Source organism: Streptomyces sp. NPDC059866 (assembly GCF_042731325.1).
Taxonomy (GTDB): Bacteria; Actinomycetota; Actinomycetes; order Streptomycetales; family Streptomycetaceae; genus Streptomyces; species Streptomyces flavusporus.
In genome coordinates, this window is the sequence record NZ_JBHWJT010000010.1 from 259,042 (window position 1) to 283,078 (window position 24,037).

Below are 24,037 nucleotides of genomic sequence, written 5' to 3' on the forward strand. Positions count from 1 at the left end.
AGCTTTCAGAAAGGCACGACATGACAGCCCAGGACACCCGCTCCCAGCCCGCGTACGGCGTTCACTCGGAGGTCGGCAGACTGCGCAAGGTGCTGGTCTGCGCGCCCGGGCTGGCCCATCGCAGGCTCACCCCGACCAACTCCGACGACCTGCTCTTCGACGACGTCATGTGGGTGGAGAACGCCCAACGCGACCACGCCGACTTCGTCAGCGAGCTCCGCGAACGGGGCGTCGACGTCGTCGAGCTGCACGACCTGCTCACCGACACCATGGCGATCCCCGAGGCGAAGGCGTGGCTCCTGGACCGCAAGATCGTCGCGAACGAGGTGGGCACAGGGCTGATCGACGACACCCGGGCCTTCCTGGAGTCGCTCGAGCCGCGCCGGCTGGCCGAGTATCTGATCGGCGGTCTCGCCACCACCGACCTGCCCGACGAGTTCCGCTCCGGGTACGTGGCCCTGGCCCGCGAGTCGGCCGGCGTCCGCGAGTACCTGATGCCGCCGCTGCCCAACACGCTCTACACCCGGGACACCACCTGCTGGCTCTACGGCGGCCTGACCCTCAACCCGCTGTACTGGCCCGCCCGGCACGACGAGACGCTGCTGATGAAGGCGCTCTACACCTTCCACCCCGACTTCGCGGGCTCCACCGTCTGGTGGGGCGACCCCGAACTCGACTGGGGCCAGGCCACGTTCGAGGGCGGCGACATCATGCCGGTCGGCAACGGTGTCGTCCTGATGGGCATGAGCGAGCGCACCTCACGGCAGGCGATCACCCAGGTGGCCAAGGCCCTGTTCGACAACGGCGCCGCCGAGCAGGTGATCGTCGCGGGCATGCCCAAGCTGCGCTCCGCGATGCACCTCGACACCGTCTTCACCTTCGCCGACCGCGACCTCGTCACCCTCTACCCGCGCATCATGGAGGCGGTGCACACGTTCTCGCTGCGGCCCAGCGACAGGGCTCCCGGCCTTGAGATCACCGACGAGGAGTCCCGTGCGTTCGTCGACGTCGTCGCCGAGGCGCTCGGCCTGCCCCGGCTGCGGGTGGTGGAGACCGGCGGAGACGTGTACGCCTCCGAGCGTCAGCAGTGGGACAGCGGCAACAACGCCGTCGCCCTGGAACCGGGCGTGGTGTTCACGTACGACCGCAACACCCAGACCAACGCGCTGCTGCGGCAGGCCGGCGTCGAGGTGATCACCATCGTGGGGGCGGAACTCGGCCGCGGGCGGGGCGGCGGACACTGCATGACCTGCCCGATCATCCGCGAGCCGGTCGACTTCTGAGGGCTGCGACCGTCGCTGCCCTGCTCCGTCAGCGGCAACGCGACCGGCTTGGGCGCGGGGGCACCCCGCCGGCGCCGGGATGCCCCGCGTCAGCCCAGCAAGTGCCCGTTCGGAGCCTTCGCCGCCCCCTCGTACTCCGGCAGCACCACCACATCCACGCCCGCCCGGGCCAGCGCCCCGCTCCCGTCGGCCCCGGCGACGAACGTGTCCGGCTCCCGCCAGGCCGTCACCACCCGCCGCACCCCGGCGTCGAGGATCAACCGCGCACACGGCCGCGGCCGTGAAGCCCGGCGCACGCAGGGCTCCAGGCTGCTGTACACCGTCGCACCGGCCAGCCTCGGATCGCCGGGGTCGATCTTCGCCAGCGCGGCTTCCTCCGCGTGCACGACCGGATCCCCGGCCTCCCGCGAGTACCCCCGCGCGAGCTCGGTGCCGTCGTCCGCGACCACCACGGCCCCCACGCTGAACGCGGTCTTCGACGGGGGGCACTGCGCGGCCAGTTCACAGGCGAGCGCCAGCCAGTGCCGGTCGGCAGCCGACGGCAGCCCGCCGACGCCCGGTGCGGTGGGCTCGTAGCGCATGAGAACGACGTCACCGATGGCCCGCGTCTCCACCAGGCGCAGCCGCCCGCCCTGATACGGGCCGGGCCCGAAGAGCCGGGGCGCGTTCGGGTCCCCGACGAACAGCGGGGCGAGGACGAGGTGCAGTTCGTCCGCGAGGCCGTCCCGCAGCAGCTGGGTGTGGACGGTGCCGCCCCCCTCGACCATGAGCCGCCGCACTCCCCGCACGTCGTGCAGATGCTCGAGCAGCGCCCGCCAGTCGAGGCCGGGCCCGAGCGCCACGACGTCCGCGGCGAGGTCCGTCGCCCGGAGCCGCCGGGCGCCCTCCGCGGTCGTGTAGACGACCTTCTCCCCGCCCGTGTGCCAGAACTTGGCGGCCGGGTCCAGGTCCCCCGATCCGCTCACCGTGACCTTCAGCGGATACTCCGGCTTCCCGGCGGCCACGCGGGCGGCGCGCCGCTCGGGCGAGTTGACCAGCAGCCGGGGGTTGTCGGCGCGGATCGTGCCGGCGCCGACCAGGATGGCGTCGACGGACGCCCGTACCTCGTCGACCCGGTCGAAGTCGGCGGGGCTGGAGAGCAGGAGGCGCTCGGGGCCGGTGTCGTCCAGGTAGCCGTCGAGGGAGACGGCGGCGGACAGCAGGACGTGAGGGAAGGGCATCGGCACACCCATCTGGGAAACGGCCGGGACGGCCGGAGACGGCGGGCTTGGTTCAAGTTTTAAGCAAACCTACACTGGTCGTATGACGACTCGCTGGCTCACCCCCGAGGAGCAGCGCGCCTGGCGCGCGTACATCGCGGCCACCCATCTCGTGGAGGACGCGCTCGACCGGCAGCTCCAGCAGGAGGCCGGCATGCCGCATCTGTACTACTCCATCCTGGCCAACCTCTCCGAGACCGAGGAGCGCCGGCTGCGCATGACCGACCTCGCGGAACGGCTGAAGATCACGCGCAGTCGGCTGACGTACGCGGTGGCCAGACTGGAGAAGGACGGTCTGGTGCGGCGGGAGGAGTGCCGGTGGGACAAGCGGGGCACCGTCGCGGCTCTGACGGACGAGGGGATGGCCGCCCTGGAGCGTGCGGCACCGGGTCACGTCGAGACGGTCCGTGCCCTGCTCTTCGATCACCTCACCCCGCAGCAGGTGGGCCAGCTGGAGGAGATCTTCACGGGCGTCACACAGGCCCTCCAGGGTGACGACTCGCAGAGCGCGTCCACCGATGTCCCCTGGCTGCGCCGCTCGTCATCCTGTTCGTGAGCCGCGTCACACATCGCCGGTCCCGCCGCATCCGCGTTGCTTCAAACTTCAAGCATGGGTAGGGTCCCTGATCGAGAGGCTGCTTCAAATCTGAAGCAGCTTGTACGGAATCGGAGGCCCGCATGCCCGACTTCCCCGCCGCCACGCCGCGCGCCCGCGTCCGGGTACCGCTGCGCTTCCACGACGGCTACAGCGTCGACGCCGAGCTGGTCACCTTCCACGGTCTGACCGACGGCCAGGAACACGTGGCCGTCGTCCTCGGCGACCCCGGGCCCGTGCCCCTGGTCCGGCTGCACTCCGAGTGCCTGACCGGCGACGTCTTCGGCTCCGCCCGCTGCGACTGCGGCCCCCAGCTGCGCGAGGCGGTCGAGCGCATCGCGGCCCGCGGCGGCGTCCTGCTCTACCTCCGCCAGGAGGGCCGGGGCATCGGCCTCTACAACAAGCTCGACGCATACGCCCTCCAGGACCAGGGCCTGGACACCTACGAGGCGAACACCGCCCTCGGCCTCCCGGAGGACGCCCGCGACTACACCTCGGCGGCCCAGATGCTCCAGGCCCTGTCCGTCACGGACCTGGACCTGCTGTCCAACAACCCCGACAAGGCCGACCAGCTGCGCACGCTGGGCCTCACGGTCCGCGACCGCATCCCGACGGGCGTCTTCACCACCGCCCACAACGTCCGCTACCTGCGCGCCAAGGTCCTGCAGACGCAGCACACCCTCCCGCTCGGTCAGCTGACCGAGCTGAACGCGGGCTGAGCGGCCTGTCGCCGGGCGGATACAAACCCTGGCGCGACCGGCCCCGCGGATGGCGTACACTGGAGTCACAACGACGCGGGGTGGAGCAGCTCGGTAGCTCGCTGGGCTCATAACCCAGAGGTCGCAGGTTCAAATCCTGTCCCCGCTACTGAAGGCCTGAGGCCGGAATCCAGTTCATGGATTCCGGCCTCAGGCGTTACCGGACATGACCGAGGGTTACCGGCATGTCATCCGGTCGGCCCATCCGGCTCGCCCCCCGCCCCCGCTCCGGAAAACCTGGACGGACGAGGCGGTGTGTGGACGTACGTGGCGGGAGACGAGGGTGCGGCCTGCGGAGGCTGAAGGAGAGAGGCCGTACACCCGACGGGGCGGGCGGTTGCCTGAAGAGACGGTCCCCGGCCACGGGCTCGGCGGCGAAGCCGCGCACCTGCACGGCCGGAGCGAGACGCGACGGATCTCCTGCGCCCGCACCTTCGTCCGGGCGCTCCCCGCACTGCTGCTCGTCATCGGCGGCGTCTACGACTACCTCACGCCCCGCCCCTACACCGCGGCCCCCCTGTTCACCGCCGCACCCCTGGTCGCCGCGCCGCTGCTGTCCCGGCGGGTCACGATCCTCACCGGCATCGCGTCCGTCGCCGTCGTGCTCGGGCTGCACATCCGGTACGGCACGGTGTCGCGCGTCGACGCGCTCACCGAGCTCGTCACCGTGGCGACGGTCGCCGTGCTGGCCGTGCTCATCAATGTGCTGGTACGCCGCAGCCACGCCCGGCTCGACTCGGCGTGGAAGATCGCCGAGGCGGCCCAACGCGCGGTGCTGCCCGAACCCCTCGGGCGGATCGGCGGCTTCGACATCGCGGCACGCTACGAGGCGGCCCAGGCGGACGCCTTCATCGGCGGCGACCTGTACGCGGTGCAGGACAGCCCGCACGGTGTACGGCTCGTCGTGGGCGACGTACGGGGCAAGGGGATGGGCGCGGTGGGGACCGTCGCCGTGGTCATCGGGGCGTTCCGGGAGGCCGCCGAGCAGGAGGCGACGCTTCAGGGGGTCGCCGAGCGGCTGGAGCGGGCGCTGACGCGCGAGGCCGCGCGGCGCGACGGCGTCGAGGCCACCGAGGGGTTCGCCACCGCCGTACTCGCCGAGCTGCCGCCCGGTGACGGGGTCGTACGGATCCTCAACCGCGGTCATCCGCCGCCGCTGCTGCTGTGTGCCGACGGCACCGTACGTCCGCTGCCCGCCCGCGAACCCGCGCTGCCGCTCGGCATGGGCGATCTGGGCGCCTGGCCGGCCCGTGTGGAGGAGTCCCGTTTTCCGGACGGGGCGATGCTGTTGCTGCACACCGACGGCCTGTCCGAGGCCCGCGACGCGCACGGCAGGTTCTACGACCCCGCGGCGCGGCTGGCGGGCCGCACCTTCCGCGGACCGGGCGAACTGCTCAGCACCCTGGCCGAAGAAGTGCGCCGGCACTCCGGGGGCGGGATGACCGACGACATGGCTCTGCTCGCCGTACGACGACCGTCACCAGACGTGACCGGACGAACGCCCTCCGCATAACAACTGACACACAGTCAGAAACTGTGACACCCCTGAGTCGCGGTCAACTCGCCCGATTTTCGCCATTCATGACCCTGTACGTCCGGCCGGAAATCGTTAAAGATCAAGTGGAACCGCTTGGAATTCATGCCCCGCTTCTATTAACGTCCGATAACGCAGCGCGGTCGTCCCAGCCGTCACAAGAGTCGGCTCCGTGCGCACGCGCCGAATCCTGCAAGGGAACCGGGGAACCACCAACTTGGGGTGAATCGCGGGTAGGTCGCCGTGGCAACACGGCTGATTTACGCGCGTAGGAGACCTTCCTGCTCCGAACCCGTCAGCTAACCCGGTAGGCGAGAAGGAAGGAAAGGAGTACGCCTACGTGGCGTCCAACCGGCCTGCCCCAGAAGCCCCCTTCGTGCCGGCCCAGCGCTCCGGCGACACCGTCGTCTACGGCGGGCAGCGCACCGACGAGGGTCCCTGGGAGGAGTGGAACCCCACCGCGGAGTCCCTCCGCCCCGTACGCGGCCGGCATCGCGTCTCCAAGCAGCGCGGCGGTGGACTCGCCCGCAGCTCCACGGTTCTCGGCGTCGGCGTCATAGCCGCGGTCGGCGCGGGCGGCATGGCCAGCGCGCAGACCGGCAAGCCGCCGGTGTCGATCTCGATGCCCGACCTGCCGTCCGTGGGCGGGCTCATCTCCGACGACTCCGACGACTCCGACACCTCCGGCGAGACCGCCACCGCTCCGCTCAGCAGCCTCGGCATGACCACCGCGGACACCGCCCAGGGCACCACCGACGCCGGTGAGGCGCTGCGCACCCGCATCATCGCCCAGGCCGAGCAGCAGCAGGACCAGGTCGACACCAAGGCCGCCACCGCTGCCAAGGTCGCCGCCGAGAAGGCCGCCGCCGAAGCCGCCGCCAAGGCCGAGCAGGAGGCCGAGGCCAAGGCCGCCGCCGAGAAGGCGAAGGCCGAGGAGGAGGCCCGCCAGAAGGCCGAGGCCGAGCGCCTCGCCCAGCTGGCCAAGCAGTACGCGCTGCCCACCTCCTCGTACACCATCACCTCGAGCTTCGGTCAGGCCGGTGCCCTGTGGTCCTCCGGCTACCACACCGGCCTCGACTTCGCCGCGCCGACGGGCACGCCGCTCAAGGCCGTGCACAGCGGCACGATCACCGAGGCCGGCTGGAACGGGTCGTACGGCTACAAGACCGTCCTCACCCTCGATGACGGCACCGAGGTCTGGTACGCCCACCAGTCCTCCATCAACGTCAGCGTCGGCCAGAAGGTCACCACGGGCGAGGTCATCGGGCGCGTGGGCGCCACGGGCAACGTCACCGGGGCTCACCTGCACCTGGAGGTGCACCCCGACGGCGCGGGCAGCGGCATCGACCCGCTGGCCTGGCTGCAGAGCAAGGGCCTCAACCCCTGACATCCGCTCCTTTCGAACCCCGGCGGTCCTGACGGCACCCCCCCGACGTCAGGGCTGCCGGTTCGCGGTGTGTGCGGAACGGCTGTTGCCGGGACCTCACGGCGCCGATCGCCCGGCGCGCCCCTACGACTGGTACGGGTTGTACGCGGGATGCCGTTGGTACGGGGGATACGGCTGGTATGCGGGATACGGCGCCGCCATCGGCCAGGGCGGCACAGCCACCGGTACCGGCGGAGCCGTCACCCGCGCCGCATACTCCAGCGCCGGCCGCGCCACCTCCCGTCGGCTCCACAGCTCCCGCAGCAGTTCGCCTTCCCGTAGGACGAAGTCCGCGCCGGCCCGGCCCCGGCGCCCGCGATGCCGTAGGAACGCCAGCGAGGTCGCGTACGCCTCGTACTGCGCCACCGCCCGCGCGGCCGGCTTCCCCAGGTGGTGCCCGGCGTACTCCCTGGCCAGCCGGCGCGCCCGCATCGAGCCCAGCGCGAACGGTATGGCCGGTGTCAGCCAGCCGGCGGCGACATAGGCCGGGAGTTCCTCGCGCACGGTCCGCAGCTCCCGCTGCCGGGTCCAGATCACCAGCCAGGTCAGCAGCCCGAACGCGGGCACCATGAACCCGCCGTACACCGCGAAGAACCCGAAGTTGCCGAAGGTCGCCGAGCCGTTCCAGAGCGCGTGCATGCCCATCGCGAGCAGCAGCCCGGACAGCGGCATCAGTACGCGCCGCAGATGCTGGCGCTGCCCGGAGAGCGCCGCGATGCCGAAGCCGATGCCCGTGAGGACGGTGAAGAGGGGGTGCGCGAACGGGGACATGATGACGCGGACGAAGAAGGTCGCCGCCGTGACGGAGGCGATGCCGCTGCCGCCGGTGAGCTGGTCGGTGCCGAAGGCGGTGCCGAGATAGAGGATGTTCTCGGTGAACGCGAACCCGGTCGCGGTGACCCCGGCGATGACGACACCGTCGACGATCCCGGTGAAGTCCCGGCGGCGGAAGAGGAAGAGCAGGAGTATGGCAGCCGCCTTCGCGGACTCCTCGACGATCGGCGCTATGACGGTGGCGCCCAGGGTGTCCGCGCTCGCCGGATCGGCGGTCGCCGTCGCTATCCATCTCGTCGCGAAGCTGTTGGCGACGATCGCTATCAGCGCCGCCGCGCAGGCGCCCCAGGCGAAGGAGAAGACGAGGTTGCGCCAGGGGCCGGGCTCGACGCGGTCGAGCCAGCGGAAGGCGGCTATGAGGAGCGGTACCGGGAGGACCGCGAGGCCGAGACCGACCAGGAATCCCTCGGTTCCGGTCTGCTCGCGGACGAGGGCGAGGATGACGAGGCCGGAGATCGCGAGCAGGGTGATCAGTGCGCCGTAACGCACCCATGTGCGCTGCCACCAGTGCGGATGCCGCCGCAGTGCGCCGCCGGTGGGAACGCTGGGGTGCGTCGGGTACGGGGGACTGGTGGCCACGGCATTGACCCTAACGAGGCAGGGGCGCCGCCCGCGAGGGCGCGAGGGCTCAGGCGCCGGTGGAGGACTGGTCGTGGTCCTGCTGGTGATGCTCTTCGTGCTGTGCGTGCTCTGCGGGGTGCTGCTCGTGCTGTACGCGGCGGAAGAGCAGGTCGTTCACGACATGACCCTTGTCCAGGCCCTGGCCCTCGAAACGGGTGAGCGGGCGGAAGCCGGGGCGTGGCGCGAAACCGCCGTCGGGCTGGGTGTTCTCGAAAGCGGGGTGCGCCGTGAGGACCTCGAGCATCTGCTCGGCGTACGGCTCCCAGTCGGTCGCGCAGTGCACGATCGCCCCCGGCCTGAGCCGGGTCGCGGCCAGCGTGAGGAAGGCCGGCTGGATCAGGCGCCGCTTGTGGTGCCGCTTCTTGGGCCAGGGGTCGGGGAAGTAGACGCGCAGCCCGTCGAGGGAGTCGGGGGAGAGCATCTCGCGCAGCAGGATGATGGCGTCGCCGTTGCCCACCCGGATGTTGGTGAGGCCGGACTGGTCGGCGAGGTTGAGGAGATTGCCCTGGCCCGGCGTGTGGACGTCCACCGCGAGGATGTTGGTGTCCGGGTCGGCGGCGGCCATCCGGGCGGTGGCCTCGCCCATCCCGAACCCGATCTCGAGCACGACAGGGCCCGCGTTGCCGAACAACTCCGTCAGGTCGATGACCCGCTGCCCGTCGATGTCCAGTCCCCACTTGGGCCACAGCCGCTGCAACGCGTCGGCCTGCCCGGCGGTCACCCGGCTCCGCCGCGGCTGAAAACTCCGAATCCGCCGCTCGAAGTGCGACCCCGCAGGATCCGCCTTGGGCCCATCGGGAAACCGCGGCTCCCCCTTCCCCCGCGTACGCCGAACGGAGACACCGGGGATGGGGTGGGGGGCTTCGGGGGTGTGGAGGGAGTCAGACACAGTGGAGTCGATTTTAGCCCCGTCAGCCCGCGAGCATTCATGCCGCCGTCAGCCTCCCCGTCAGTCCGCGGGCGGCGCCATGCCTCCCCGTCAGTCCGCGGGCACCCGTGCCGCCTGGGGCGGCACGGGTGGGCGCTGGGGGTCCCCCCTGGGGGAGGCACCCCGCCGGCGCCGGGCTGCGCACCCCACCCCCGCCCGGCCCCCACGCCGGTTCCCGTAAAACCCCGCCGAGCTGCACCCCCGCCAAGCTGCAGCCCTGCTCAACTGCACCCCCGCTCAGCCCACCCCACCCAACACCCCCAACACCCTCCGAGCCACCGCCCTCCCGATCGGCAGAGACGCCGTAGCCGCAGGAGACGGCGCGTTGAGCACATGCACGGCCCGCTCCCCCTCCCGAATCAGAAAGTCGTCCACCAGCGTCCCGTCCCGCAGCACCGCCTGCGCCCGCACCCCCGAAGCCGCCGGCACAAGATCCCCCTCCGTCACCGCCGGCAACAGCCTCCGCACCGCCTCCGTGAACGCCGCCTTCGACACCGACCGCCGCACCTCCCCGCCCCCGTATCGCCAGTGCCGCCGCGCCATCCGCCACGCCCCGGGCCAGCTCAGCGCCAGCCCCACCTCACGCGGCCGGACCACCCCCCACCCGTAGCCCTCGCGGGCGAGCGCCGGCACGGCGTTGGGCCCGACGTGCACACCTCCGTCGATCCCGCGCGTGAGATGCACCCCGAGGAACGGGAACGCCGGATCCGGCACCGGATAGACCAGGCCCCGCACCAGCTCCGGCCGCCCCAGCTCGTAGTACTCGCCCCGGAAGGGAATGATCCGCATTCCCGGGTCGTCCCCGGTCATCCGCGCGATCTCGTCGCAGTACAGCCCGGCGCAGTTCACCAGCACCCTTCCCCGCACGACCGCCCCGTCCGCGGTCCGCACGGCGACCCCCAGCTCCGCCCGCCGGTCGACCCGCAGCACCTGTGCCCCGTACCGGATCTCCGCCCCGGACGCCTCGGCCAGCTGCCTGGCAACGGCGACGAAGTCGCAGACGCCGGTCGTACCGACGTGGATCGCCGCCAGCCCCCGCACCTCGGGCTCGTACTCCGCGATCTGCGCCGCGACCAGCTCCCGTACCGGAATGCCGTTCTCCCGGCCGCGCTGCACGAGCGCGTGCAGCCGGGGGAGCTCCGCCCGCTGCGTGGCGACGATCAGCTTGCCGGTGACGGCGTGCGCGATGCCGTACTCCGCACAGAACTTCACCATCTCGGTCGCGCCCCGCACCGCGTACTGCGCTTTCAGGGAGCCGGGGCGGTAGTAGATCCCGCTGTGGATGACGCCGCTGTTGCGCCCCGTCTGGTGCCGGGCCGGGCCCCGCTCCTTCTCCAGCACCGTCACGCGCGTGCCCGGCGCGGCACGCGTGATCGCATACGCCGTCGACAGACCGACGATCCCGCCGCCGATCACCAGCACGTCGCAGTCGTAGGCGATCTTCCGCACCTGCTCCACCTCCCGGCTTCGATAGTGCACTGCGCCACTGACAATGCGCTCAAACCCAGGCGGGCCCTCAGCCGGCCCTTCGGCCTCAGGCCGGTGCCATCAGCAGCGGGCGGGCCCGCTCCCGCAGTTCCACCACGCGCGGTTCGTCGCCGTACGGCTCCAGACGGTGCAGGAGGTCCTTCACGTACTCGGTGGTCCGTGCGGAGGAGATGCGCCCGGCGACCTCGACCGCCCGCACGCCCTGCTCGCAGGCCGCGTCCAGGTTTCCGGACTCCAGTTCGGCGACGGCCGAGACGACGAGCCGCAGGCCGTGGGAGCGGACGTACTCCTCCGTCGGCTTCGACAGCGCCTGCTCGGTGAAGCGGCGGACCTGGCGGGGTGCCTTCAGGTCCCGGTAGCACTCGGCGGCGTCGGCGGCGAAACGGTCGTAGGAGTAGAAGCCGAGCCAGGACGGGTCGCTGTCGCCCTCACGGGACCGCTCCAGCCAGCCCTCGGCGGCCTTCAGGGCCGCTCCGGCCGCCTGGGCGTCACCCGCGCGCGCATGCGCGCGTGCCTCGACGAGCCGGAAGAAGCTCATGGTGCGGGCCGTGGCCAGTCCCCGGTTGCGCTCCAGCGCCGCCTGGGCGAGGTCGACGCCCTCGTCGCCGAAGCCGCGGTAGGTGGCCTGGAGCGACATGGACGCCAGGACGTATCCCCCGAGGGGGACGTCGGCCGCCGCGCGGGCCAGGCGCAGGGCCTGGATGTAGTAGCGCTGGGCGGCCTCCTGTTGGCCGGTGTCGAAGGCCATCCACCCGGCGAGGCGGGTGAGTTCGGCGGAGGCACCGAACAGGGCGCGGCCGACCTCGTCGGAGTACGAGCCGAGCAGCAGCGGGGCCGCCTCCACGCGCAGGCACTCCGGCACCATCGACGAACGCCAGTCGCCGCCCCCGTACTTGGAGTCCCAGCGCCTGGCGTCCTCGGCTGCCTCCCGCAGCTTCTGTACGTCGCTGTGGCCGACTTTGAGCGGTGCGCCGGAGCCCTCGGCGGGGTTCGCGTCCCGCGCGACCGAACTGTCGGCCGGGGTTATCAGCCACCGTGAGGCGGGCGTTGCGTATGCGCTCACTGCGAACGATCCGGCGAGCGACTGCCAGATACCGCCGGAGCCCGCCCGGCGGCCGGCGAGGTCGAGGCGGTACAGCTCCGTCGCCGACTTCACCGCCTGCCCCACGTCCCGGGGGAAGGCGAGGCCCACCTCGGGCGCGGGGTCCGCGTCCGCCAGGCCTATCTCGTGCAGCGGCACCGGGCGGCCGAGCTTCTGGCCGATGGCGGCCGCGATGAGGTGCGGCGCGGCACCCTGCGGCACCATGCCCTTCGACACCCAGCGCGCCACGGACGTCTTGTCGTAGCGAAGCGTCAACCCGCGTTGTGCGCCGAGGTCGTTGACCCGTCGTGCGAGTCCTGCGTTGCTGATTCCCGCGAGGGCGAGAACGGCGCCGAGCTTTTCGTTCGGCCCGCGTTGCTCCCTGGACATGCGCCACCCCTCGACACAGACGGCTGCCGCGCTGGCATAACCACGCGGCATTCGTAAACCCAGCGTAGTTCGCCGCATCCCAAGCGTTAAGGGGCATTCTTCCGGATGGCGGGATTGTGGTCCGTACGCAAGTACGGTCCCGGTACGCACAGTTGTGACGTGCTCCCGATGTGTGGCCGTGCGCCCGTCCGTGCGCTCTTCTCCAGCCATCTCGGGAGCGGTTCCATGGTGGTGCGTGGGTCGGCCCGCTGTACTGGACCAGTGGGCTGGGGGACACCGCCGCCTCAATCCCCGCGGGCGGCGGACCGGTCCGGGGGGCGAACTCCGCCTCCCGGACCGTGCGCTGACCGAGCAGTGCGCAGAGCCTGTACGGAGCGTGTACGGAACGCTCGTGGTCGACGTGGCGTAGCAGCGAATTGGCCGAAAATCGACCCGGCCGTCTGTGCGTGATACCGCGTCCACCATGGAGTTTGAGGGCGCTTTGGGGGTTCTCGGGGAGCGTATCGGGGGCGCATTCACGTCGCAGTTGCCTTGTGCCGGCCGGGGTGTTGAGGGCCCATGAGCCGACTGCGGGGTTGCACGGGGCGGTGCGTGGGGCGCATTTCGGGGATCACAAGCGGCACCGTCGACGCTCTGGGGCGCGCGCTTCGTGGCAGCATGGGGAACCGGTTCGTACGGTGCACTGGTTGTCCCCAGCCTGTGGAGGCGTCGATGCGGTGGTTGGTGGGATGGAGCAGCACCGCCGCGGGGGCCGCCGCCGACCTCGGCTCCGCGGGAGCCACCGGCTACGACGGCGAGACCCTGCACCCGGTGGGCTCCCAACTCCTGTGGGGCGACCCCGATCCGCTGTGGGCGGTCGGCGACTGGCGTCCCGACGAGGTGCGGGTGGTCACGGCCGACGCCCAGAACCGGATCGCGGTACTCGGCACGTGCGGGGCGTCGGACGAGGAACTGCGGGTCGGGCTGTTCGCCGCGCGCGGAGGGGCACTTCGGCATCTGACGGCCTGGCCGGGCAGCTACACCGCGGTCGTCCAGGCCGGCCGGCGGATCACGGTCTGCGGTGACCTGGCGGGCGCCCGCCCGGTGTTCTACACCCCTTGGGCGGGCGGCACGGCGTACGCGACCGCCGCGCTGCCGCTGGCCGACCTCATCGAGGCCAACCTCGACTTCGGTCACCTCGCCGCCCTGCTGGCCGCCCCCGACGTACCCGCCGCGCTGCAGGACTCCACCCCGTACGACGGCGTGCTGCGCATTCCGCCGGGGCATGCACTGATCCTGCGCGCCGGGGCGCGCGAGATCGCCGGGTACGAGCCGGTGGCCTCCCTCGCCGTCGCGGCGCCGCCCGCCGATCCCGACAGCGCGGTCGGTGCCGTGCGGGACGCGCTCGTCGAGGCCGTACGCGCCCGCCTCGCCGCGCCCCGGCACGTCCCCGGCGCCGACATCGACCCCGGGCCCGTGCCCGGCATGGGGCCGGCCGAGCGGCGTGCCGCACGCGGGATGCCGGTGCCCGGCATCGGCGCGGATCTGTCGGGCGGGCCGGCCTCGGGCACCCTCGCCCTGCTGGCGGCGGGGCTGCCCGGGATGCCGGGAACCGTGCTGGGGCACGGCACGGGCGCGGGCGAGCGGCTGCTCGCCGTCACCTTCAACGACCTGACCGTCGGCGGCCGGGAGGCCGAACTGGAGCGGGCGGGCACTCTGGCCGCCAACCCCCGCCTGCACCACGTGGTGGTGACCGGCGGCGAGGAGACCCTGCCGTACGGCAACCTGGACGGCCCGCTGACGGACGAGCCCGGCCCCAGCCTGGTGACCGCCGTACGGCATCGCACGCGGCTCGCCGCGGGCAGCGCCGACCACCTCACCGGCTACGGCGCCCGACAGGTGCTGGACGCCCATCCGGCGCGCCTGGCCGACCTGTTGATGGACCGGCAGCGGCGGCACCTGGTGCGGCCGGTGGCCGCACTGGCGAAGGCCGACGGCTCGGTGATGGTCCCCGCGCGCGTGTACGCCGCCGCGCGCCGGCTCGCCCGGACGCCCTACGGCGCGGGTCTGGAGAGGCTCGCCGAGCGGCTGCTCCAGCAGCGGTTCGACGAACCCGGCGGGGCGGTGGGGGCGTCGCTCGCCGCGCTCACCTGGGCCAGACCGGGGCCGGCGGCCCGGTGGCTGACCGGTGAGGCGCTGGCAGAAGTATCGATTCGCTTGCAGGGGGCGACCCATCGCTCCGGAGTAGGACCCGGGCAGCGGCCGGGCGACTTCCGCGCGCGCGGGGCGCTGGCCCGGGCGGCCGCGGACATCCGCGTACTGGAGCAGGCCGCGGAGATCCGCTTCCAGCGCCTGCACACACCCTTCCTCGACAACCAGGTCGTGCGCGCCTGCCGGGCCCTCCCCGAGGCGCTGCGCGTCCAGCCCGGGGCCCGGGCGGCGATCCTGCGTACGGTCCTGAAGGGCGCCGGCGTCGCCGACCTCCCGCCCGGCTGGGGCGCGCCCTCGCATGCGCCCGCGGCGGCGGCCGCACGTGCGGGACTGCGCGTTGCCGTGGACTCCCTGATGGCGCTGTTCGACACGCCCCTGCTGGCGGAGGCCGGGCTGGTCGAGGCCCGGGTCGTCCGCAAGGCCCTGCGCGCGGCGGCACAGGGCGAACCCCTGCCCCTGGACGGGCTCGCCGACCTGGTGTCCCTGGAGCTGTGGCTGCGTCGCCTGCTCGCCCGGCGCGGCACCTGCTGGACGGGAACACCGGCACGCGCGCGTGCGGTACCGGCGGGGATCACACCGCGCCGGGGGGCGCTGGCCTCGGGCGCGTGAGCCGGCGCGCGTGCGGAACGCGCCTCGACGCCCCTTACGAGCAGGTGAACTTCGACGCGGCCCAGTCCGCGAGTACCAGGTTGTCGAGGTGGCTGTGCGGTTCCACCACCAGCCGTACGGTCCTGCGCCCGGTGAGGTCCACATGGACGGGGACGGCGGCGTCGCCGCCCTTGAGCACCCCGGACTTCCACAGCTGGACACCGTCCGCGTGGACGGAGAAGGAGACCTGGCCGAGCTTCAGCATCCCGTCGTCGACACCGACCCACGCGTCGTAGGAGGCGCACTCACGGTTGAGGTCGACGGTGACGGAGGACCGGCCGTGGACGGTCACCCCGCGCGCGTACGACGTACCGCCGATCGACAGGCCGCCCCGCTGCCACACCCAGGTGCTGCCGCTGAGCCGCAGCTCGGGCTCGGTGCCGTCGCCGGTGAGGTCGTAGGACAGCTCGCTCAGCTGGTAGTCGGTGCCTGGGGGCGGCGGGGTCGGGGTCGGAGGGGGCGTCGCCGTAGACGTCGGGGTGGGCGTCGGCTCCAGGGTGGGCGTGGGCGTCGGAGCGGGCGCTGCAGTGGGCGTGGGGGACGGTGTGGGCGTCCGGGCCGGCTCCGCCGCCGGGACGATCGCCGGCGGCCGCGGCGCGGGCTGCTCGGGCGACGGCGTGGGCGTGGGGGTGGGCACGGGCGGCTCGGGCCGGACGATCGGCGCGGACGCGCGCGGCCTCGCCTCCGGCTCCTCGGGCGTGCTGTCGTCGCCGGCAAGGGCGAGCGCGACCACCGCGATCGCCGTGGCGACCACCCCGGCCGCGATACCGGCCTTCACCGGCGCACCCAGCCCCTCCGACGCCGCACCACCGGCGCCGGCCCCGCCGGACGAGCCACCGCCCGCAGCGCCCGCAGCACCGGCTCCGGCGCCTCCGGCGACGAGCCCGGCCGCCTTGGCGTAGCCGGCGGCCCCGAACCAGCCGATGACCGCGACCGGCACGACGGCGGGGATGCCTCCGGCGACCTCCTCGATCTGGCCGGCGGCCAGCCGGCACCTGGCGCACTCCTCCAGATGCTTGCGCAGCCCTCGCTCGGCGCGGGTGCGCAGCCTGCGGCGGGCATACGTGCCGAACTGGTCGGCGTAGCGCGCGCACTCCTCGTCGCTGGTGAGGGCGGCACTGACGTGGGCCTGGAGGTAGGCCTGTCTGAGGCCCTCGCGGGCGCGGCTGGCGAGGACGCGGGTGCCGTTGGCGTCGAGCCCGAAGAGCGTGGCGACCTCGCTCGGGGACTCGTCCTCGACCTCGGTGTGCCACAGCACGGCCTGCCAGCGCTCCGGCAGCGACCGGAAGGCCCGCATCGCCAGGGACTGCTCGGCCTCGTGCATCGCCCGTACGTCGGCGCCCAGTTCGAGTGTGTCCGGGTCGGATCCGTCCGACCGGGCGGCCTGCGTGGCGAACACCGCGAAGTCGTCGACCAGTTGCTCCCGCTTCGCGGAGTTCGTCCAGTTCGCGGCGACCCGCCTGACGGTGGTGAGCAGGTACGCCCGTACGGCGTGCTCGGGCCCGGAGCCGCCGCGTACCGCCTGGAGCATGCGGGCGAAGACCTCGGCGGTGAGGTCGTCTGCGGTGTGGGCGTCCCGGCAGCACGTGCGCGCGTACCGGCGGACCGCGTCCGCGTGGCGCCGGTACAGCTCCTCGTAAGCCGTGTCGTCGCCCGCGCGCATCCGTGTGATCAGCCCGGCGTCGGACGTCGGCGGCTCGGTCGGCGGCGTCAGGACGCCGTCCTGCCGCCGGTCGCGCTGCGCCGGTACCAGGGGTGGCGTGCGGCCCTCGGCCTCGGTGCCGTCGCCACCGAGCGACTCGTCCCGCCCGTCAACGCCCATCGCGGAAAGCCCCCGCCGCCTGCCCAACCAGTCCCGAACAGGAGCCAGAGTGCCATATTGGCTTTTGTTCAGGCAGCGGAGTACGGACCATCCACTCGTCCGTGGGACCTGTTTCGAGCCGGTACCGGTCGTCAGCCGTTCGAGCAAGGCTCAACGGGCGGTCACGGATGAGGCGTTGGGCCGGGGGTGGCGCACCGCCCCCGGCCCGCTGCACCACACGTCACGCCGGTCGCGACCGCAGCCCCTCCAGCAGGATGTCCAGCAGCCGCGCCGAAGCCGCCGCCTGCTGCGCGGCATCCGGCAGCGAGGGCGCCGCCGTGGCGATGACCAGCAGGACGTCCGACACCGACACGTCCGGCCGCAGCTCACCCGCCGCGCGCGCCCGCTCCACGAGCTGGCCCACGACGTCCAGCAGCGCCGCCGCCCCGCTGTCCTCCTCGGCCGCGGACGACCCCTCCGGCACGAGCCGCAGCTCACCGGCGCCGGGCTGGATCCGCTGCTGCGGCACCCGCGCCTCGTCGAGCCCGGCGCGTTCGCCGGCCTCGTCCGCGACGCCGACCCGCAGCACCTGCGGCGGCAGCAGCCGCCCGGCACCCGAGGCCACCGACGTACGCAGGAAACGCGACAGCGCCGACCACGGCTCGTCCTCCTGGCCGAGCGCCGCCCGGGCCTGGTCGGTCAGCCGGGAGGTCTCCTCCTCGGCTATCCGCCGGACCAGGACGTCCTTGCTCGGGAAGCGCCGGTACACCGTGCCGACACCGACCCGGGCGCGCCGCGCCACGTCCTCCATCGGCGCGCCGTAGCCCAGCTCGCCGAAGACCTCGCGCGCCGCCCGCAGTACATGCTCGAGATTGCGCTGTGCGTCCACGCGCAGCGGCGTCGTCCGCGGTCCGTCCCCGCGTCCGTTGCCCGCCGTCGCACCCACCACGCCACCAGGTGCGATGGCAGAAGTGGTAGACCAACGAGAGTCCTGAATGTGCATAAGAATTCCCCCGGTAATGACGTCTCCCCCCGGAGACTCTCCCCGCCATAGGTAAGCCGGAGCGTGTGGAACAAGCCCGGAACCGCGAGCCCGCCGGACCACGAGCCTGCCCGTCGCGAGCCCGAGACCCAGGAGTCCGGGAACCCGGTGAGCGCATCCCCCTACACCCCGTCGACATACGAACATAGTTGAGAGGGACTCAATTCAGAAGGGGCAGGTTCCGCACGGAGCGCCCCCCGATCGGAGTACGGGTCGTATACGTCCCGGTTGCACACCGTTACGCCACCCGGCTTCCCTCCGCTGACCTGCACGGCTGTCGCCTGCGCCGACATTTCGGCCAACCCTGCGCATGCCCCGCGCGCGGTCACACAATTTGCCGGGGCTGTGGACAAACGCAAGCGCCGGGTGCGTCATGGGATGGTGAGGGAACCTGCGCGCATTCTCGTTGTCGGCGGCGGCTACGTCGGGATGTACACGGCCCTGCGCCTGCAGCGGAAGCTGAAACGGGAACTCGGGCGCGGCGCGGCCGAGATCACGGTCGTCACGCCCGACCCGTACATGACGTACCAGCCGTTCCTCCCCGAGGCGGCCGCCGGTTCCATCTCCCCCCGCCATGTCGTCGTACCGCTCCGCCGCGTCCTGGCCGACTGCCGGGTCGTCATCGGCGAGGTCCGCTCCGTCCGGCACGCCGAACGTGTCGCGACCCTCACCACCCTCGCCACCGAGGAGGAGGGCACCGGCATCGAGCAGCTGTCGTACGACGAACTCGTCCTCGCCCCCGGGTCCGTCTCACGCACCCTGCCCGTCCCCGGCCTCGCCGACCACGGCATCGGCTTCAAGACCGTCGAGGAGGCCATCGGCCTGCGCAACCACGTTCTGGAGCAGATGGACATCGCTTCCTCCACCCGCGATCCCGCCATCCGCGACGCGGCCCTCACCTTCGTCTTCGTGGGCGGCGGATACGCCGGAGTCGAGGCGCTCGGCGAGCTGGAGGACATGGCCCGCTACGCCACGCGCTACTACCACAACGTCCAGCCCGAGGACATGAAGTGGATCCTCGTCGAGGCCTCGGACCGCATCCTCCCCGAGGTCGGCGAGGAGATGGGCCGCTACACGGTCACCGAACTACGCCGCCGCAACATCCAGGTCCTCCTGGGCACCCGCCTCGAATCCTGCGCCGACCGGGTCGCGGTCCTCAGCGACGGACAACGATTCCCCACGCGTACGGTCGTCTGGACGGCCGGCGTGAAACCCCATCCGCTGCTCGCCGCCACCGACCTGCCGCTCACCGAGCGCGGCCGACTGCACTGCACCGCCGAACTGTCGATCGAGGGGCACGCGCACGCGTGGGCAGCGGGAGACGCCGCCGCCGTACCCGACGTCACCGCCGGCGCATCCGGCACCACATGCGCACCCAACGCCCAGCACGCGCTCCGTCAGGCCAAGGTCCTCGGCGACAACATCGTCCACTCCCTGCGCGGCGAACCCCTCCAGACGTACGCCCACAAGTACGCCGGTTCGGTCGCCTCCCTCGGACTGCACAAGGGCGTCGCCCACGTCTACGGGCGCAAGGTGAAGGGCTACCCCGCCTGGTTCATGCACCGCGCCTACCACCTCAGCAGGGTGCCGACCTTCAACCGCAAGGCGCGCGTGCTGGCGGAATGGACCCTCGCGGGCCTCTTCAAACGGGAGATCGTCTCGCTCGGTTCACTCGAACATCCCCGAGCCGAGTTCGAACTCGCGGCCGGTGGAAAGCCTCCTTACGACCCGAAGGGGTCGACCTGACCCTCGCGAGGAACTCCTGCGGCCACCCCGGCGTCTGACGGATGTCGGCCCGGTCGGCCACACTGCCAGACTGATCCCCGCGACAGGGCGAGCCCCTGCCCACCAACCCACGAGGCTTCTCCCAAGTGCTGCACTTCCCAGGGGCCGTGACAAGGTACGGCCACCGACGTACGACCCCCGGGGGACCGGGCCGGATCCGGAGCCGGTCGACGACAACTACACGAGGCAAGGATTCGTGAACTTCACGCGCTGGAGCGCCCGGCTCCCCGGAACGCAGCGCCGCGCCGCAGCGCGGACCGCACACACGGTCACCCCGGACCGGCGAGGGGACGGCTCCGTCCCCGCAGCCCGCACCGAACACCTGACCGACGACCCGGTGCCGGTCCCCGCTGTGGACGAACTCCCGGTACGCGAGGTCCTCGACCGCGTCCCCGGCCTCGTCGCCCTGGTCCACGGCCCCGACCACCGCCTCGCCTACGTCAACGACGCCTACGCCACCGCCTTCGGCGTACGCCCACCCGGCGCACCTGCCCGCGAGGCCCTGCCGGAACTCCACGAACTGGGCCTGCTGCCCCTCCTGGACCAGGTCCTGCGCAGCGGCAAGCCCCGTACGGTCAAGTCCCGCAAGGCCCCCGACGGCCGCTCCTACACCTTCACCTGCACCCCGGTCGCCGAGGGCGACGGCAGCGACCCCGGCGTCCTCGTCTTCGCCACCGACGTCACCGACCACGCCGAGGCCGCCGAACGCCTCCGCGCCAGCGAACGCCGGCAGCGCGAGACCGCCGTCACCCTCCAGCGCTCCCTGCTCCCCCAGGAGCTGGAACAGCCCGACGACCTCCGCATCGCCGCCACCTACCAGCCCGGCGGCACCGAGGCCGCCGTCGGCGGCGACTGGTACGACGTGATCACCCTGGGCGGCGGCCGCACGGCCCTGGTCATCGGCGACGTCATGGGCAGAGGCGTCCGCGCCGCCGCGGTCATGGGCCAGCTCCGTACCGCCGTCCGCGCGTACGCCCGCCTCGACCTGCCCCCGCACGAGGTCCTCCAGCTCCTCGACGGCCTCGCCGCGGAGATCGACGCCAACCAGATCGCCACGTGCGTGTACGCCGTCCACGACCCGAACGAGGGACGGCTGGTGTACGCCTCGGCCGGCCACCTCCCCATCCTCGTCCGCGACGACAGCGGCAACGTCCTGCACGCCGACGAACCCACCGGCCCGCCCCTCGGCACGGGCGGCTGGATGCACACCTCGGGCTCGATCCCCCTGGGCCCCGGCTCCACCGCCGTCCTCTACACGGACGGCCTGGTGGAGCGCCGGGACAAGGACCTGGACGAGGGCATCGCCGCCCTCGAACGCGCCCTGGCGGGCGCGACCGGCACCCCGCAGGTCATCTGCGACCGCCTGGTCCGCTCGGCGGGCGTGACGGCGGACCACGACGACGACGTCGCCGTCCTGGTCCTCCAGCACCCGGCCCGTACGGGCCCGGAGAGCGATCTGTTCCGCAACGCGGCCCTGGAACTGCTCGGCGGCGTGGAAGCGGCCCCACGCGCGCGTGCGTTCGCCTCCGGCGTCCTCACCAGCTGGCGCTTCCCACCCGAGCTGCACGACCTCGGCGTCCTCGCGGCGAGCGAGCTGGTCGCCAACTCCCTCCAACACGGCACCCCACCCATGCGCCTCCGCCTGCGCCGCACCGACCGCCGCCTGATCGTCGAGGTCACCGACGGCAACGACCACCTCCCCCGCCGCCGCCGCGCAGAACCGGGCGACGAGTCGGGCCGAGGCATCGCCATCGTCGCAACGATCGCCTCCAACTGGGGCAGCAGACGAACCCCGGGCGGCGGAAAAGCAGTGTGGTGCGAGTTCGCCCTACCGAAGGCCTGAGGCCGACACCGTAGTCCGCGGGCATCCGTGCCTCCCCGTCCAGCCGCGGGCAGTCGTGCCGCCTGGGGCGATGGGGGTCCCCCCGCTCGAGCGAAGCCGAGAGTGGGGGAGGGTGGGCGCGGGCGGCTCCCCGTAAGCGCCGGGCTGCGCGACCCACCCCCGCCCAGCCACAACGCTGGCGATCCGCTTTACGCGTCCGTAGCTCACGCCTCCGCAGGAACCGCCTCCGAAGCCCCACCCCGCGACACAACCCGACTCCGCCCCAGCCACGGCTGATCCTGCACGTCAGTCAGCTGCCGCCCCAACCGCACCGCCAACACACTGATCCCCAAGGAGAAGAGCAGAAACGTCACGACATACGGCCCATGCAGCGCAGCCCCCATCGGTCCCCCCACCGCCGGCCCAACCGCCAACGCCAGCTGCTTCACCAGCGCGAACGCCGAGTTGTACTGCCCAGCCATCCCCACCGGCGCAAGATCGGCAACCAGCGGAGCCACCGTCGGCGACAACATCGCCTCACCCAGCCCGAACAGCGCATACGTCGAGATGAACGCGGCCGTAGCCATCTCCTGGCTACCGTGCCCCAGCCCCGCATACCCGGCCGCGACCCACGCGACGGCCCAGATCAGCCCGACCACCGCGATCACCCGCGACCGCCGCCGCCGCTCGACGAACTTCAGCACGGCGAACTGCGCCACCACGATCATCGCGGTGTTGGCAGCCAGCGCCGTCCCCAGGGCAGACGTAGAAATCCCGGCCGCCTCGACCCCGTACGCGCTCAGCCCCGACTCGAACTGCCCGTAGCACGCAAAGAACAGCACGAACCCCAACACGCACAGTTGCACCATCGCCCGGTTACCCAGCAACTGCTTCCAGCTGCCCTTCGCCGACCGCCCCGGCGCATCCCCGATCCGCGGCGAGTGCGGCATCCGCACCGTCGCCATCACCACGACCAGCAGCAGGAACATCACCGCCTCGATCGTGAACAGCAGCGTGAAGGACGAGACCCGGGTCGCATCGACGAGATGACCACCGATGAGCCCGCCGACACCCAGCCCCAGGTTCTGCAGGAAGAACTGCATCGCGAACGCCCGAGACCGCGTCTCCGCCGACGAACAGTCCACGATCATCGTCGCCAGCGCCGGCTGCATCACGGCCTGCCCGGCTCCGAGTGTCCCCGCCGACAGCAGCACAGCCACCGCATTGCCCGCGAACCCCAGGCTCAGCGCCCCCAGCGCGGCGGTGATCAGGGCGGCGAGCAGCACCGGCAGCGGGCCACGCCGGACGATGGCCCGCCCGGCGAACGGCAGCACGATCAGCGCGGCCACGGCGAAAACGGCGAGTACGAGCCCCGCCGTCACGGCCCCCAGCCCCCGCACCTGCGCCACATAGACGTACAGGTAGGGGACGGTAAAGCCGAGCCCGAACGCGCTGAGTGCGTTGCCCACGTGGATCCGGCGCATCGCTGCGCCCATCGCCCTGGTCACGTTCACCTCTCTCAAGTACTTGCGAGCGTCACTAGTTAGAGATGAAGACTTCACCTCTAAACTTCGAAGCTAAAGACTACATAGAGAAGGACTTCAACGCCAAGCAGGCCCGTGCGATACTCCCTCCATGGGCGACACCACCGGCACCGGCGTCACCGAGCCGACACTCGAAGAACAGATCGCCGCCTACCAGCGCGAGTTCCGGGACCTCGACCCCCAGGTCGAGAAGATCGTTTCGGCGCTCTCCCGCCTGAACCGCCGTATGAACGTCGCCTACGGCCGCCAGACCGCCGCGCTCGGCATCAGCAACGCCGAGTGGGAGGTCCTCAAGGCCCTCGTTCTCTCCGGCGCCCCCTACCGCATGGGCCCCAGCGACCTCGCCAAGCGCCTCGGTCTCACACCGGCTGCGATGACCCATCGCATCGACCGCTTGGTCGCCGAGGGTCTGGTCACCCGGGAGCGGGACGAGACCAACCGCGTACGGGTGATCGTGGAGCTGACCCCCGAGGGCCGAGAGAAGTGGCTCGAGGCCATGCGACTGGCGTCGGTCTTCGAGGAGGACCTCCTGCAGGACCTGTCCCCGGACGAGCGAACAGTCCTCGGCGAGGTCCTGACCAGGCTCCTGCGCAGGGTGGAACACGCCCAGCCGGACGCCGGCGGCCGCCTCAGCGACCTGGACTGAAGCGAGCGTAAAAGATCTTGACAGGGGGCACTTGACAGCCCCCTACCCGCTCCGTAAAGTTCTTCGGGTTGCCACGGAGCCGTAACGGTTCTGCGGCAGCACCTCCCGCCGCGAAAGCGGCAAATCAAACCACCAGCACGATCTCCCGACGGGGTTGATTTCGGCGCGCCCGAATTCAATTCGAATGGGACTCGGCGGCCCGATTGGGAATCGCCGAGAGGATCCGCTAAGGTTTGAGACGTCGGAACGGCCCAACGGCCGGGAAGGCAAGCCCCGCTGACTGGGAGTCAGGCCCGAAAGGATCTGATAGAGTCGGAACCGCCGGAAAGGGAAACGCGAAAGCGGGAACCCGGAAAGCACCG

17 protein-coding genes, 1 tRNA gene and 1 riboswitch are annotated in these 24,037 nt (G+C 72.0%); of the genes, 10 read left to right on the plus strand and 8 right to left on the minus strand.

Going from position 1 to position 24,037, the window contains the following annotated elements:
- The first annotated feature begins 20 nt into the window (after positions 1-20).
- Entirely contained in the window at positions 21-1,283 is a 1,263-nt protein-coding gene (locus ACFV7R_RS18155; RefSeq protein ID WP_385264390.1) for an arginine deiminase, read from the plus strand.
- 89 nt (positions 1,284-1,372) lie between these two features.
- Here the strand turns inward: ACFV7R_RS18155 and ACFV7R_RS18160 are convergent, their stop codons facing one another.
- Entirely contained in the window at positions 1,373-2,503 is a 1,131-nt protein-coding gene (locus ACFV7R_RS18160; protein ID WP_385264392.1) for a dihydrofolate reductase family protein, read from the minus strand.
- Between the two features lie 82 nt (positions 2,504-2,585).
- Here ACFV7R_RS18160 and ACFV7R_RS18165 point away from each other — a divergent pair, with 82 nt between their 5' ends.
- The 5 genes from ACFV7R_RS18165 (at position 2,586) to ACFV7R_RS18185 (ending at position 6,816) form a co-directional block, all read left to right on the plus strand.
- Positions 2,586-3,098, plus strand: a complete 513-nt coding sequence (locus tag ACFV7R_RS18165) for a MarR family winged helix-turn-helix transcriptional regulator (RefSeq protein ID WP_385264394.1) — start codon at positions 2,586-2,588, stop codon at positions 3,096-3,098.
- Positions 3,099-3,220: 122 nt separating this feature from the next.
- Positions 3,221-3,856, plus strand: a complete 636-nt coding sequence (gene ribA, locus ACFV7R_RS18170; protein WP_385264396.1) for a GTP cyclohydrolase II — start codon at positions 3,221-3,223, stop codon at positions 3,854-3,856.
- 74 nt (positions 3,857-3,930) lie between these two features.
- Positions 3,931-4,004 (plus strand) — tRNA-Met (locus tag ACFV7R_RS18175).
- Positions 4,005-4,178: 174 nt separating this feature from the next.
- Entirely contained in the window at positions 4,179-5,408 is a 1,230-nt protein-coding gene (locus ACFV7R_RS18180; protein WP_385264397.1) for a PP2C family protein-serine/threonine phosphatase, read from the plus strand.
- A gap of 192 nt (positions 5,409-5,600) precedes the next feature.
- A riboswitch (cyclic di-AMP (ydaO/yuaA leader) is annotated at positions 5,601-5,758 on the plus strand.
- An 11-nt stretch (positions 5,759-5,769) separates the two neighbouring features.
- On the plus strand, positions 5,770-6,816 hold the full coding sequence (locus ACFV7R_RS18185; protein ID WP_385264399.1) for a M23 family metallopeptidase: 1,047 nt from the start codon (positions 5,770-5,772) through the stop codon (positions 6,814-6,816).
- 123 nt (positions 6,817-6,939) lie between these two features.
- Here ACFV7R_RS18185 and ACFV7R_RS18190 read toward each other — a convergent pair whose 3' ends face one another.
- The 4 genes from ACFV7R_RS18190 to ACFV7R_RS18205 form a co-directional block, all read right to left on the minus strand.
- On the minus strand, positions 6,940-8,268 hold the full coding sequence (locus ACFV7R_RS18190; protein WP_385264401.1) for a PrsW family intramembrane metalloprotease: 1,329 nt from the start codon (positions 8,266-8,268) through the stop codon (positions 6,940-6,942).
- A gap of 49 nt (positions 8,269-8,317) precedes the next feature.
- Entirely contained in the window at positions 8,318-9,199 is an 882-nt protein-coding gene (trmB, locus tag ACFV7R_RS18195) for a tRNA (guanosine(46)-N7)-methyltransferase TrmB (RefSeq protein WP_385264403.1), read from the minus strand.
- A 276-nt stretch (positions 9,200-9,475) separates the two neighbouring features.
- Complete coding sequence (lhgO, locus tag ACFV7R_RS18200) at positions 9,476-10,687, minus strand: L-2-hydroxyglutarate oxidase (protein ID WP_385264405.1); 1,212 nt, start codon at positions 10,685-10,687, stop codon at positions 9,476-9,478.
- Between the two features lie 85 nt (positions 10,688-10,772).
- Positions 10,773-12,197 carry an MFS transporter gene (locus ACFV7R_RS18205; RefSeq protein ID WP_129798599.1) on the minus strand — a complete coding sequence of 475 codons (1,425 nt, stop codon included), beginning with the start codon at positions 12,195-12,197 and terminating at the stop codon, positions 10,773-10,775.
- Between the two features lie 711 nt (positions 12,198-12,908).
- On the opposite strand from ACFV7R_RS18205, the gene ACFV7R_RS18210 reads away from it, so the two are divergent.
- Positions 12,909-14,996, plus strand: a complete 2,088-nt coding sequence (locus ACFV7R_RS18210; RefSeq protein ID WP_385264407.1) for an asparagine synthase-related protein — start codon at positions 12,909-12,911, stop codon at positions 14,994-14,996.
- Positions 14,997-15,030: 34 nt separating this feature from the next.
- Here ACFV7R_RS18210 and ACFV7R_RS18215 read toward each other — a convergent pair whose 3' ends face one another.
- Both ACFV7R_RS18215 and ACFV7R_RS18220 read right to left on the minus strand, forming a co-directional pair.
- Entirely contained in the window at positions 15,031-16,857 is a 1,827-nt protein-coding gene (locus tag ACFV7R_RS18215) for a sigma-70 family RNA polymerase sigma factor (protein ID WP_385264409.1), read from the minus strand.
- Between the two features lie 220 nt (positions 16,858-17,077).
- Positions 17,078-17,839 (minus strand): TetR/AcrR family transcriptional regulator, encoded by a 762-nt coding sequence (locus ACFV7R_RS18220; RefSeq protein WP_385264411.1) that lies wholly within the window; start codon positions 17,837-17,839, stop codon positions 17,078-17,080.
- Between the two features lie 417 nt (positions 17,840-18,256).
- Here ACFV7R_RS18220 and ACFV7R_RS18225 point away from each other — a divergent pair, with 417 nt between their 5' ends.
- Together ACFV7R_RS18225 and ACFV7R_RS18230 are read left to right on the plus strand one after the other, a co-directional pair.
- Complete coding sequence (locus ACFV7R_RS18225) at positions 18,257-19,624, plus strand: NAD(P)/FAD-dependent oxidoreductase (protein WP_385264412.1); 1,368 nt, start codon at positions 18,257-18,259, stop codon at positions 19,622-19,624.
- Positions 19,625-19,859: 235 nt separating this feature from the next.
- Positions 19,860-21,506, plus strand: a complete 1,647-nt coding sequence (locus tag ACFV7R_RS18230; RefSeq protein WP_385264414.1) for a SpoIIE family protein phosphatase — start codon at positions 19,860-19,862, stop codon at positions 21,504-21,506.
- A gap of 203 nt (positions 21,507-21,709) precedes the next feature.
- On the opposite strand, the gene ACFV7R_RS18235 is transcribed toward ACFV7R_RS18230, so the two are convergent.
- Entirely contained in the window at positions 21,710-22,993 is a 1,284-nt protein-coding gene (locus tag ACFV7R_RS18235; protein ID WP_385264415.1) for an MFS transporter, read from the minus strand.
- A gap of 127 nt (positions 22,994-23,120) precedes the next feature.
- Here ACFV7R_RS18235 and ACFV7R_RS18240 point away from each other — a divergent pair, with 127 nt between their 5' ends.
- Positions 23,121-23,675, plus strand: coding sequence for a MarR family winged helix-turn-helix transcriptional regulator (locus ACFV7R_RS18240; protein WP_385264417.1), 555 nt, complete (start codon positions 23,121-23,123; stop codon positions 23,673-23,675).
- Positions 23,676-24,037 lie beyond the last annotated feature (362 nt).

Bases quoted from the DNA above. Each gene is read 5' to 3' on its own strand.
- ACFV7R_RS18205 (WP_129798599.1), bottom strand. From the start codon at position 12,197: ATGTCCAGGGAGCAACGCGGGCCGAACGAAAAGCTCGGCGCCGTTCTC.
- ACFV7R_RS18160 (WP_385264392.1), bottom strand. From the start codon at position 2,503: ATGCCCTTCCCTCACGTCCTGCTGTCCGCCGCCGTCTCCCTCGACGGC.
- ACFV7R_RS18165 (WP_385264394.1), top strand. From the start codon at position 2,586: ATGACGACTCGCTGGCTCACCCCCGAGGAGCAGCGCGCCTGGCGCGCG.
- ACFV7R_RS18220 (WP_385264411.1), bottom strand. From the start codon at position 17,839: ATGCACATTCAGGACTCTCGTTGGTCTACCACTTCTGCCATCGCACCT.
- ACFV7R_RS18155 (WP_385264390.1), top strand. From the start codon at position 21: ATGACAGCCCAGGACACCCGCTCCCAGCCCGCGTACGGCGTTCACTCG.
- ACFV7R_RS18240 (WP_385264417.1), top strand. From the start codon at position 23,121: ATGGGCGACACCACCGGCACCGGCGTCACCGAGCCGACACTCGAAGAA.
- ACFV7R_RS18225 (WP_385264412.1), top strand. From the start codon at position 18,257: ATGGTGAGGGAACCTGCGCGCATTCTCGTTGTCGGCGGCGGCTACGTC.
- ACFV7R_RS18210 (WP_385264407.1), top strand. From the start codon at position 12,909: ATGCGGTGGTTGGTGGGATGGAGCAGCACCGCCGCGGGGGCCGCCGCC.
- ribA (WP_385264396.1), top strand. From the start codon at position 3,221: ATGCCCGACTTCCCCGCCGCCACGCCGCGCGCCCGCGTCCGGGTACCG.
- ACFV7R_RS18215 (WP_385264409.1), bottom strand. From the start codon at position 16,857: ATGGGCGTTGACGGGCGGGACGAGTCGCTCGGTGGCGACGGCACCGAG.